Source organism: Microbacterium sp. BLY (assembly GCF_017939615.1).
GTDB lineage: Bacteria > Actinomycetota > Actinomycetes > Actinomycetales > Microbacteriaceae > Microbacterium.
Genome location: NZ_JAGKSR010000001.1, coordinates 1,008,950 through 1,020,551 on the forward strand (window position 1 = coordinate 1,008,950; position 11,602 = coordinate 1,020,551).

8 protein-coding genes are annotated in these 11,602 nt (G+C 69.8%); 4 read left to right on the forward strand and 4 right to left on the reverse strand.

Annotation, left to right across the window (positions count from 1 at the left end; genetic code table 11):
* Window positions 1-29: 29 nt before the first annotated feature.
* The 3 genes from bsh (at window position 30) to KAF39_RS05180 (ending at window position 3,713) form a co-directional block, all read left to right on the forward strand.
* Window positions 30-1,007, forward strand: a complete 978-nt coding sequence (bsh, locus tag KAF39_RS05170) for a choloylglycine hydrolase (RefSeq protein ID WP_210676258.1) — start codon at window positions 30-32, stop codon at window positions 1,005-1,007.
* A gap of 56 nt (window positions 1,008-1,063) precedes the next feature.
* Window positions 1,064-2,539 (forward strand): lipase maturation factor family protein, encoded by a 1,476-nt coding sequence (locus KAF39_RS05175; RefSeq protein WP_210676259.1) that lies wholly within the window; start codon window positions 1,064-1,066, stop codon window positions 2,537-2,539.
* A gap of 82 nt (window positions 2,540-2,621) precedes the next feature.
* On the forward strand, window positions 2,622-3,713 hold the full coding sequence (locus tag KAF39_RS05180) for a hypothetical protein (RefSeq protein WP_210676260.1): 1,092 nt from the start codon (window positions 2,622-2,624) through the stop codon (window positions 3,711-3,713).
* 79 nt (window positions 3,714-3,792) lie between these two features.
* Here KAF39_RS05180 and KAF39_RS05185 read toward each other — a convergent pair whose 3' ends face one another.
* Genes KAF39_RS05185 through KAF39_RS05200 form a run of 4 tightly spaced genes read right to left on the reverse strand, consistent with a single transcriptional unit; the run spans window position 3,793 to window position 6,089 of the window.
* The gene (locus KAF39_RS05185) at window positions 3,793-4,560 is read right to left on the reverse strand and encodes an ABC transporter permease (RefSeq protein WP_210676261.1); all 768 of its coding nucleotides are present in this window, start codon (window positions 4,558-4,560) and stop codon (window positions 3,793-3,795) included.
* Entirely contained in the window at window positions 4,557-5,375 is an 819-nt protein-coding gene (locus KAF39_RS05190) for an ABC transporter ATP-binding protein (RefSeq protein WP_210676262.1), read from the reverse strand. Before KAF39_RS05190 ends, KAF39_RS05185 begins: the two co-directional genes overlap by 4 nt.
* Entirely contained in the window at window positions 5,372-5,743 is a 372-nt protein-coding gene (locus tag KAF39_RS05195; RefSeq protein ID WP_210676263.1) for a DUF1048 domain-containing protein, read from the reverse strand. Before KAF39_RS05195 ends, KAF39_RS05190 begins: the two co-directional genes overlap by 4 nt.
* A gap of 1 nt (window position 5,744) precedes the next feature.
* Complete coding sequence (locus KAF39_RS05200; RefSeq protein WP_210676264.1) at window positions 5,745-6,089, reverse strand: PadR family transcriptional regulator; 345 nt, start codon at window positions 6,087-6,089, stop codon at window positions 5,745-5,747.
* 292 nt (window positions 6,090-6,381) lie between these two features.
* Here KAF39_RS05200 and KAF39_RS05205 point away from each other — a divergent pair, with 292 nt between their 5' ends.
* On the forward strand, window positions 6,382-11,580 hold the full coding sequence (locus KAF39_RS05205; RefSeq protein ID WP_210676265.1) for an isopeptide-forming domain-containing fimbrial protein: 5,199 nt from the start codon (window positions 6,382-6,384) through the stop codon (window positions 11,578-11,580).
* Window positions 11,581-11,602: the final 22 nt, after the last annotated feature.

Genomic DNA, 11,602 nt, shown 5'->3' on the forward strand with positions numbered 1-11,602 from the left:
GACCGGCCCGCGGATGGGGGGATACGACCATGTGCACAGGACTGAGCTTCACGACGGCCGACCACTACTTCGGGAGGAATCTCGATCTGGAGTTCTCGTACAACGAGACCGTGACCGTCACACCGCGGAACTTCCCGTTCCCGTTCCACCGGCTGCCGTCGCTGCCGACGCACCATGCGATCATCGGGATCGCGACGATCGCGGACGGCTACCCGCTCTACTACGACGCGGTCAACGAGAAGGGGCTCGGCATGGCCGGGCTCAACTTCCCGGACAACGCGCACTACCCGGCGCCGGGGTCGGGGGACACCGAGGTCACGCCGTTCGAGTTCATCCCGTGGGTCCTCGGACAGTTCGAGACCGTGGCGCAGGTGAAGGACGCCCTGCGTTCGGTGAGCCTCGTCGACATCAATTTCAGCCCGGAGTTCCCGCTGTCGCCGCTGCACTGGATCATCGCCGACAAGACGGCGTCGATCACGGTGGAGAGCGTGCGCGGCGGCCTCAAGGTGTACGACAACCCGTGGGGCGTGCTCACGAACAACCCCACGTTCGACATCCAGAGCTTCCGGCTCAACGACTTCCAGCACCTGTCGAAGCGGCAGCCGGAGAACACGTTCGCGCCGGATGTGCCGATGGACCTGTACAGCCGTGGCATGGGCGGGATCGGGCTGCCGGGCGATCTGTCGTCGTCGTCGCGGTTCGTGAAGGCCGTGTTCACGCGGATGAACTCGGTGTGCGGCACCTCGGAGTCGGAGTCGATCAGCCAGTTCTTCCAGATCCTCGGCTCGGTCGCCCAGCAGCGCGGCTGCGTGCAGGTCGGCGACGAGGAGAAGTACGAGATCACCATCTACTCGTCGTGCGCCAACACCGCCACGGGCGTGTACTACTACACGACCTACGAGAACAGCCAGATCACCGGCGTCGACATGCACAAGGAGGATCTCGACGGGGCCGAGCTCGCGGCGTATCCGCTGGTGAAGGGTCAGCAGATCGCGATGCAGAACTGACCTGCCGCCCGCGCAACCCCCTGATCGGGCGCGCGCCGGCGGCGTAGCCTGTGGCCGTGGACGGGTTCGCAGCGGTCGACTTCGGGTTCGCCCGTGAGGTCCTGCAGCGGGGCATCGCGGCGCTGTACTTCGTCGCGTTCCTGTCGACGCTGAACCAGTTCCGTCCGCTCCTCGGCGAGCACGGGCTCCTGCCCGCGCCCGCGCTGCTGGACTGGGTGGCGCAGAAGCGCGAGCGCCGGAAGCTGCTGCACCCCACCCTCTTCACCCGCGTCCGCTACACCGACCGGCGCCTCGTCGTGCTGTGCGGGGCGGGGATGGCGCTCGCCGCCCTGCTCGTCGTCGGGGTGCCGCAGCTCGGGCCGCCCTGGGTGCCGATGGTGGCCTTCCTCGCCCTGTGGTTCGGCTACATGTCGGTGGTGAGCATCGGGCAGACATTCTTCTCATTCGGGTGGGAGATGCTGCTGCTGGAGGCGGGGTTCCTTGCGGCCTTCCTCGGTTCGAACGACCAGCCGCCGCCGACGGTGGTGATCGTGCTGTTCTGGTGGCTGCTGTTCCGGCTGGAGTTCGGCGCGGGCATGATCAAGATCCGCGGCGGACGGGAGTGGCGCGACCTGACCGCGATGACCTTCCATCACGAGACCCAGCCGATGCCCGGGCCGCTGAGCCGCCAGGCGCATCTGCTGCCGCGGTGGTTCCACAAGCTCGAGGTCGTCGGCAACCATGTCGCGCAGCTCCTCGTCCCGTTCTTCCTCTTCGCCCCGCTGCTGTCGCTGTGGATGCCCGGTCCGGTGCCGCAGATCGTCGGTGCCGTCGTCGGCGGGATCGTGATCGCGACGCAGCTGTGGCTCGTGCTCACCGGGAACTTCGCGTGGCTGAACTGGGCGACGATCGTGCTGGCGTTCTCCGCGGTCGGCCTCCCCGGCATCGGGACTCCGGAGCGGAGGCCGGAGACCTCAATGCCGTGGACGGTCTCCGGCATGCCGTTGTGGTGGGTCGTGGTGACCTCGGCGGTCGGGGTGCTGTTCGTCGTGCTGAGCGTGCCCGCCGTGCGCAACCTCTTCGCGCGACGGCAGCTCATGAACGCGAGTTTCCACCGCTGGCAGCTCGCCAACGCCTACGGAGCCTTCGGCACGGTCACGCGGGAGCGGATCGAGATCGTCGTGGAGGGGTCGGACGACGAGGAGGGCCAGCACTGGCGCGAGTACGAGTTCCGCGGCAAGCCGGGGGACGTCCGGCGGATCCCGCGGCAGTTCGCGCCGTATCACCTGCGGCTGGACTGGCTGATGTGGTTCCTGCCTCTGGGGCATTCCCTGGACGACTGGTTCTCCGTATTCCTCGTGCGGCTTCTGGAGGCCGACCCTCCGACGCTGCGGATGCTGCGTGTCGACCCGTTCCACGGCGAGCGGCCGCGGTGGGTGCGTGCCGTGTCGTATCGCTACCGCTTCACGACCCGCGCCGAGCACCGCGTCGACGGCGCCGTCTGGGTGCGGACCGGCCGCCGTGTGGTGCTCGGTCCGGTCGGCCTCCGCTGATTCGAGCCGCCCGCTCCACGGCAACTCCGGGCCGGATGGAGCCCCTGGCGCGACTTGAACGGCCGCCGGATACGATCGCGAGGTGACGAACATCGGCTCCCGGAACATGATCCACAGGCTCCGACGGACGCTTGCACGGGCGGGGAGCCTCAAGCCCCACCTCGGTCGCCTTCACGTCGCTCTCGACGCGGCGGAACAGGAGGCGAAAGCGGGCGTCGCCATCGAATGCCTCGTCGAGGCGTGTGCGGAGCGGCCCATCGAATCGCACGTGATCCCCGATGCCTTCCTCAAGAGCGTGGCGGGGTCCGGCCGTCCGATCGCTCCCCACCTGGAGGGTGGGGAGAAGGCAGGCTTCGCTCCTCTGTCGGCGAGAACCACGCCGGTCTTCTCCGGCTACTGCAGCACCCACGACACCGGCCTCTTTCCGTGGGAGACGAAGAAGGACCTCTCGGCGCCCCTCGTGGCGGAGTCCCAGCTCATGCGCGTCGCGGATGCGATGTGGTTCGAGTTCCGGCTGCGTGCACGGATACTCGACAGGACGGCGGCGGCCATCTCGCAGGAGGCGACCGAGGCCTGGGGTGTGTCGATCGGTACCGAGGCGCGGAGCGCCTTGGAGATGTGGCACGACAGCTGGCGGGCGTCGAGTGAGGAGTTGCGCCGCAGCGTCGACGACATGGACGGACTGCGCCTGTCCCTGCGGCGCAATCTGGGGATGGTGGAGGACGGTGGGCCGAGGGCGGTGGTCGGAAGCGTGAGCATTCCTGCCGTGCCCCGCGTCCCTCTTCAGATCGCCGATGGTGGGTGGATCCCGGACTGGCACCCCATCGACGGCGCGTCCCGGCGACCCGCCCCCTTCGTCATCTCTGTGCTCCGCAATGAGCACGGCGCCCGGTTGATGGTGGCCTCGACGCCGGCGGCGGCGACCGTGGTGCAGCGGATGGAGGCCGAGTTCGCGACGGACGCGCAGGCCGCGACGGCGTACGCGATCCACTGGATGAGGCACGGCAACTTCTCCTGGTACCTGGACCCGGAGGCGTGGGACCTCGTGGACGACCAGACCAGAGCGAGACTCGCGGTCGAGCTCGAGCGGAGCCCTTTCGTGGCTGCCGCCATGCATGGCGGGTCACGCCTCGAGTCCCATCCGATTCTCCGATGGGGGAACGGCTGGTCCTAGAGCCGGCCGCCGAGCGCGGCGAAACGCCCCGGCCGGGGGTGAGCCCCCGGTCGGAGCGTTCCGTCTCGCTGGACGTCGATCAGCTGACCTTCTTGCGGTACGAGATGATCGCGAACACGTACGCGACCACGAGGATTCCGACGCACCACGCGAGGGCCACCCAGATATCGGACCCGACCGGCTCCCCCGCGAACAACGCCTGGATCGTGGTGACGATCGACGTGACCGGCTGGTTGTCGGCGAACCACTGCACCGGGGCCGGCATGGTGTCGGTCGGTACGAACGCCGAACTGATGAACGGGAGGAAGATCAGCGGGTACGAGAACGCACTCGCACCGTCGACGGTCTTCGCGTTCAGGCCCGCGATGATCGCCAGCCAGGTGAGCGCCAGGGTGAACAGCATCAGGATGCCGATGACCGCGAGCCAGGCCCCGACGCTCGCCCCGGTGCGGAAGCCCATCAGGAACCCGACCCCGAAGATGATCGCGAGGGTGATCGCGTTCGCCGTGAGGGACGTGAGCACATGGGCCCACAGCACGCTCGATCGGGCGATCGGCATGGAGTGGAAGCGCTCGAAGATGCCGCTCTGCATATCGGTGAACAGCCGGAACGCCGTGTAGGCGATGCCCGACGCGATCGCGATGAGCAGGATGCCGGGGAGTAGGTAGTCCACGTAGTTCTCGGCGCCGGTGCTCTGCTGGAGCGCCCCGCCGAAGACGTACACGAACAGGAGCATCAGCGCGATCGGGGTGACCGCGGTGGTGATGATCGTGTCGGGACTGCGGAAGATGTGCCGCAGGGAGCGGCCGGTGAGAGTCGCCGTGTCGGCGGCGAAGTGCGTGGTCATGCGGCATCTCCTTTCTGAACGTGGGTCCCTGAGCCCGCGTGGGTCACTGAGCCTGTCGAAGGGCCCGAAGGGCCGATGAGGGCGAGGAAGATCTCCTCGAGGGTGGGCTGCTTCTCGACGTACTCGACCGTCGCGGGCGGGAGCAGTCGCTTGAGCCCGGCGAGGGTGTCGTCGGCGATGATGCGGCCCTCGTGCAGGATCGCGATCCGGTCGGCCAGCTGCTCGGCCTCGTCGAGGTACTGCGTGGTGAGCAGCACGGTCGTGCCGCCGCTCGCGAGTTCCTTCACGACGTCCCACACTTCGATGCGGGATTCCGGGTCGAGGCCCGTGGTCGGCTCGTCGAGGTAGATGACCTCGGGGTCGCCGACCAGGCTCATCGCGATGTCGAGTCGCCGTCGCATCCCTCCGGAGTACGTGCCGACCTTGCGGCCCCCGGCATCGGTGAGCCGGAAGCGCGCGAGGAGCCGGTCGGCCACGGTGCCCGGGTCGGGCAGGTGCCGCAGCTTCGCGACGAGCACGAGGTTCTCGCGGCCGGTGAGGATCTCGTCGACCGCGGCGAACTGTCCGGTGAGGCTGATCCGCTCGCGCACGCCGAGCGGGTCCGCCGCGACATCGATGCCCTGCACCGTCGCGGCACCCGCGTCGGCCCGCAGCAGCGTGGAGAGGATGCGCACCATCGTGGTCTTGCCCGCGCCGTTCGACCCGAGGAGGGCGAAGATCGATCCCCGCTCCACCTCGAAGTCGACGCCGCGCAGCACGGGCAGATCCGTGTACGACTTCTCGATGCCGCGCACCGAGAGAGCGGGCGTCGTCATGACTCGTCCTCCTTCTTCTTCGCGTCGGCGACCGCCTTCTTCAGCCGCGCGCGCTCCTTGTCGACCCACTGCGTGCCGCCGTAGGCCTCGGCGTAGTTCTCGGCGAACTCCACGGGGTCGTCGCCGATGATGTCGTCGATCGGGGTGCCGTCGATCGCGGCGCGTTCCCACAGGTCGGCGAGGTCGAGGAAGATCTGCACGAGCGTGTCCCCGTCGGTGATCCCCCCGTAGTACATGGTGTAGCGGTGCTGGGCGTGGGCGACCGTGCGGTACGGCTCCGGCAGAGCCTCGATCCGCGCCTTCGCCTGCTTGTACTGCTTCTTCTGCTCGAGCGATCCGGTGAGCGCTTCGATCCACTTGGCGGCCATGTCAGTTCTCCTTGTTCGTGGTGGTCGTGGGGTGCAGTCGTTCGATGTGCGTGCGGAGGAAGTCCCAGGTCGTCCAGAACTCCTGCAGTTCCTGCCTGCCCTGCGCGTTGAGGGTGTAGACCTTGCGGGGCGGCCCCTTCTCGCTGGGGACCTTCTCGACGTCGACGAGCTTCTTCTGCTCGATCCGCACGAGCAGCGCGTAGACGGTGCCCTCGGCGGTGTCGGTGAAGCCGTGCTCGCGCAGGCGGGTGGTGATCTCGTATCCGTAGGCCGGCTGCTCGGCGAGGAGGGCCAGCACGATGCCCTCCAGGGTGCCTTTGAGCATCTCGGTCATCTGTCTGCCCATGCGGGCTCCCTTCTCTCCCGGCGATCCGGTCCGGTACTCAGTAATGCTGGGTACCGGTACAAAGTAACACTGAGTACCGGTACCTAGCAACACCGAATACCGAATCGGGGCGCGGGGTGAAAAGGCGGGGTGAAGTTCTCGGGAACGGACGGGAACGGGCGCGGCGAGCGGGCAGGCTGGCGGAGGCCCGGACCGAGTCCACCTCTCCCGAGGGTGCTCGGCGGTCGCCTGAGGGGGCGGGGCTTCCGTGTGCGCGTGTGCGTGCCGGAACGCGATGAATGGGGAGAGACTCATGGGATTCCGTGTTGCCCGCAGGGACCACACACCCGATGCGCTTCCGCCGGAGCGGCGCAGCCGCTGGCGGGGCCGGACGAGGAAGCTGATCGGCGGTGCCGTCAGCACGGCCCTCGTCGCCTCGTCGATGATCGTCATCGGCGGCACGCTGACCGCGGCCCCGGCCGCCGCGGCGGAGCCGTTCCTCTGCACGCCCGGCGCGGTGTACGTGCAGAGCGCCACCGAGGTGCGCGAGTTCGCCGTCAACGAACAGGGCGGAGGCCCCGGCAACGGCGGCACCCTCAGCTCCATCAACCTCGGCGCCGACCACTCCAACAACGCGCTCGGCCTCTCGTCGAACGGCCGCTACGCCTACACGGTCACCAACGCCGCCGGCACGAAGGCGCTCGCCAAGCACGACCGCGTCACCGACACCACCACGCGCACGAGCTTCAACCTGAACTCGTCGGTGCTGCGCGGTGCGGTCCACCCCGTCACCGGCGTCTACTACTTCGCCAGCGGCACGGTCAACGGCGCCATCAACCTGTACGCGTGGAACGAGAACGTCACCCCGCAGACCTACGTCCAGGTCGGCACCATGCGCCCCACCTCCGGCAGCAGTGCCTTCGGCGCCAACGGCGACATGGCCTTCAGCGCCTCGGGTCAGCTCGTGCTCGTCGCCGACAACTTCATCTACTCGTCCGATCTGCCGACCACCCTCGAGCCCAGCACGGCGACGATCGACGCCAAGCAGGTGCACGACATGGGCGCCGGCATCCAGGGCAACGGCATCGCGTTCGGAAACCTGGGCCACATCTTCGTCTCGGTCTCCGGTGGCGGCAACCGCATCATCGAGGTGGATCTGCCCCGCGGCCAGACCGTCAACACGACGATGCTCGGGAACTTCTCGCCGACCGACATGGCGAGCTGCACCTTCCCGAACACCCTCACGCTGAAGAAGGACCTCCCCGAGGGGCGTCACGCCGCGACCGACCAGTTCGGGCTCCGCGTGCAGTCGCCGACCGGCTACCAGGTCCCCCGGACCGACGCCGTCACCCGCGGTGACCGTCCCGGTCTGCAGCCCGACTACGCCGGACCGGTCTTCACCAACCAGGGCGACACCTTCGTCCTCTCCGAGTCGGCGGCCGGCACGACCGACCGCACGAAGTACGACGAGTCGCTCGTCTGCCTCCAGGTGAACGCCGACGGCTCGACAACCCCGGTGAGCGTGACCGCCGCCGGTCAGGTCACCCAGCCGGCGGGGCCGCTCGGCACCGACGTCACGTGCACGTTCACGAACGTCCGCCTCGCGCCCGACCTCGCTCTCCGCAAGACGTCCGACCCCGCCGCCAGCACCGCCGTGCACGCGGGTCAGCGCCTCACGTACACGGTCGAGGCCGAGAACACCGGCAACACGCGTCTCGACCCGGTCACCGTGACCGACGACCTGTCCGGCGTGCTCGCCCACGCCGAGTACCAGGGTGACGTGGCGACGGCCATCGACGGCGACCCGGTGTCCTCCGGCGCCGCGACCGTCACCGGCGACGACCTCGCCTGGACCGGTGCGCTGGAGCCCGGCCAGGTGCTCACGATCACGTATTCCGTCGTCGTCGACGAGGGCGTGGAGGGCGAGAGCATCGCCAACCGGGTCACCGCGTCGGGCACCCCGCCCGGAGGCCTGCCCCCGACGGTTCCCCCGGCCGTGACCACCGAGAACCCCGTCGCCGGCTTCGAGGTCACGAAGACCTCCGCGCCCGCCGCCGGCACCGTGGTGGAGCCCGGTCAGACCATCGAGTACACCGTCACCGGCACCAACACCGGAGCGACGATCCTGAACCCGGCCTCGATCGCGGACGACCTCTCGGGCGTGCTCGCGAACGCCTCCTTCAACGACGACCTCGTCACCGCCATCGACGGCACCCCGGTCACCACCGGCGGCGCCACCCTCAGCGGCGACGACCTCACCTGGACCGGGAGCCTCCAGCCCGGGCAGAGCGTCACGATCACCTACTCGGTGACCGTGGGCGCCGAGACTTCGGGTGAGATCCTGCGCAACAGCGTGACCGGATCGGGGACGCCGACCACCCCGAACCCCAACGACCCGGACGGGCCCCCGGTCCCGGGTGACCCCATCGTCCCGCCGACCGTCTCCACCGAGCACCCCGTCATCGGCTCCGGCTTCACCATCTCGAAGTCCGCCGACCCCGCCTCGGGCACGGCCGTGTCCGCCGGCGACACGATCACCTACACGATCACCGGCACCAACACGGGTGACACCGACCTCTCGCCGGTGGAGATCACCGACGACCTGTCCGGCGTGCTCGGTTCCGCCTCCTTCAACGACGACGTCACGTCCGACCGCGGCTCCGCCCGCGTCTCGGGCACCACGCTCACGTGGACCGGCGACCTCCCGCGCGGCTCCTCGGTCACCATCAGCTACACGGTGACCGTGGACGCCGGTGTCGAGAAGGCGCTGCTGCACAACGTCGTCACCGGGTCCGCCACGCCGCAGATCCCGGCCGACCCCGCCGACCCGACCGGCCCGACGACGCCGGGGACGCCCATCGTCCCGCCGTCCGCGGAGACCGAGCACCCGGTCGTCGACACCGGCTTCGAGGTGTCGAAGTCGGCCGACCCGGCATCCGGCACCGCCGTCCGTGCGGGCGACACCCTGACCTACACGGTCTCGGGCGTCAACACCGGCAACACGGTCCTCGACCCCGCGACCATCGTCGACGACCTCTCGGCCGTCCTCGCGAACGCGGAGTACGGCGACGACGTGCAGGCCTCGACCGGCTCCGTCGTCCTGTCCGGCACGACGCTCACCTGGACCGGCACGCTGGCGCCGGGCGAGCGCGTGGACATCACCTACACCGTGACGGTGGACGAGGACGCGACCGGCGTGCTGCTCCGCAACACGGTGACCGGTGAGGGCACGCCCCTGATCCCGGCCGACCCGACCGACCCGGAGAGCCCGACCACCCCGGGCACCCCCGTCGAGACGCCGCCCGCCGACACGGAGCACCCCGTGGCCACCCCCGGGTTCACCGTCACCAAGACGGCCGACCCGGCGTCGGGCACGCGCGTCGATCCCGGCAGCGTGATCACCTACACCGTGACCGGACGCAACACGGGTGACACCGTGCTCGACCCGGTGACGATCGGCGACGACCTGCGGGCCGCGCTGGCCCATGCGTCCTACAACGACGACGTGTCCGCGACCCGGGGCGACGTCCGCGTGGCCGACGGCGCCCTCTCGTGGAGCGGCGTGCTGCAGCCCGGCCAGGACGTGGTGATCACCTACTCGGTGACCGTCGACGCCACCGCCGGCGGCGAGACCATCGCGAACACGGCGACCGGAGAGGCGACCCCGCTGATCCCCGCCGACCCGAGCGACCCCGAGAGCCCGACGACGCCCGGCACGCCGATCACGCCGCCGCCGTCGAGCACGGAGCACCCCGTGAACGAGCCCGGCTTCACGTTCGCGAAGACCGTCGACCCCGCCGCCGGTACCGCGGTGGACGCCGGTGACGTGCTCACCTACACGCTGACCGCGGTCAACACGGGCCAGACGGTCCTCGACCCGGTCGTGATCACGGACGACCTGTCCGGTGTGCTGCCGTACGCGACCTTCAACGCGGACGCCGTGGCGACCGTCGCCGGGGCCTCTGCCGGCGCCGCGACCCTCGATGGCACGGAGCTGTCGTGGACCGGGGCGCTCGCGGTCGGTCAGACCGTCACCGTCACGTACTCCGTGACGGTGAGCGCGGACGGCGTGGGCACGGTGATCGAGAACGCGGCGACCGCCACGGCGACACCACCCGGCGGGTCGACGATCACGCCGCCTCCCGGCACCACCATCAACCCCGTCAACGAGCCCGGATTCTCGGTCTCGAAGAGCGTCGACCCGGCGGCGGGCACGGCGGTCGACCCGGGCAGCGTCCTCACCTACACGGTGACCGGTGTCAACACGGGTGAGACGGCTCTCGACCCGGTCGTGATCGCCGACGACCTGTCCGGCGTCCTCGCGCACGCCGAGTACAACGACGACGCGATCGCGACGATCGGCGGTGCGGCGGCGTCCGCGCCGACGGTCGCCGAGGGACGGCTGTCCTGGACCGGTGCGCTGCAGGTCGGCGAGACCGTGACGATCACGTACTCCGTGACCGTGCGGGCGGACGCGGGCGGCACCGTCCTCGAGAACTCGGCCTCCGGCTCGGCGACCCCGCCGGGTGGGGTGCCGCCGATCGAGACGCCGCCGACGACGACCGAGAACCCCGTCAACAAGCCCGGCTTCGAGCTGCGCAAGTCGGCCGACCCGGCCACCGGCACCCGTGTCGACCCGGGCAGCGTCATCACCTACACGGTGACGGGTGTGAACACCGGCGAGACGGCTCTGGCTCCGGTCAGCATTCGCGACGACCTCTCGGGTGTGCTCGCCCACGCCACGTACAACGGCGATGCGACGGCGACCGTGCCCGACGGCTCGGCCCCGGCGCCCGTGGTCGACGGCGACGAGCTCACCTGGAAGGGTGACCTCGCGGTCGGTCAGCGCGTCACGATCACCTATTCGGTGACCGTCGACGGCGATGCCGGCGGAGCGACGATCGCGAACTCCGTGCAGGGCACCGCGACGCCTCCGGGCGGCGCCGAGCTCACGCCGCCGCCGGTAACGACGGAGAACCCCGTCGGCACCCCGGGCTTCACGTTCGTGAAGACGTCGGACCCGGGTTCGGGCACCGCGGTCGCCACGGGCAGTGTCGTGACGTATACGCTCACCGGTACCAACACCGGGGAGACCGGACTGGACGAGGTCGTCGTCTCCGACGACCTGACCGGAGTGCTGCGGCATGCGGAGATGCGCGGCACGGCGACCGCCACGGTGGGTGACCGTGCGGTGGCTGCGCCGACGATCGACGGCATGTCGCTGCGCTGGACCGGTAGCCTCGCCGAGGGCGAGAGCGTCGTGATCACGTACGCCGTGACCGTGCACGCCGATGCGGCGGGCACGACGCTGCGGAACGTGGCCACCGCGACCGCGACGCCTCCCGGTGGGGAGACGATCACGCCGCCGACGAGCGTGACCGAGAACGGTGTCCTGACGCCGCTCGCCCTCACCGGCGGACAGCTGGCGCCGTGGGTGCTGGGTCTCGCGATCGCGCTGCTGATCGGTGGTGCCGTGCTCCTGATGGTGCGCCGACGCCGTCTGCAGGACTAGCCGATCCGGCGAGAGGCCCCGC

Bases quoted from the DNA above. Each gene is read 5' to 3' on its own strand.
- bsh (WP_210676258.1), top strand. From the start codon at position 30: ATGTGCACAGGACTGAGCTTCACGACGGCCGACCACTACTTCGGGAGG.
- KAF39_RS05185 (WP_210676261.1), bottom strand. From the start codon at position 4,560: ATGACCACGCACTTCGCCGCCGACACGGCGACTCTCACCGGCCGCTCC.
- KAF39_RS05190 (WP_210676262.1), bottom strand. From the start codon at position 5,375: ATGACGACGCCCGCTCTCTCGGTGCGCGGCATCGAGAAGTCGTACACG.
- KAF39_RS05195 (WP_210676263.1), bottom strand. From the start codon at position 5,743: ATGGCCGCCAAGTGGATCGAAGCGCTCACCGGATCGCTCGAGCAGAAG.
- KAF39_RS05200 (WP_210676264.1), bottom strand. From the start codon at position 6,089: ATGGGCAGACAGATGACCGAGATGCTCAAAGGCACCCTGGAGGGCATC.
- KAF39_RS05205 (WP_210676265.1), top strand. From the start codon at position 6,382: ATGGGATTCCGTGTTGCCCGCAGGGACCACACACCCGATGCGCTTCCG.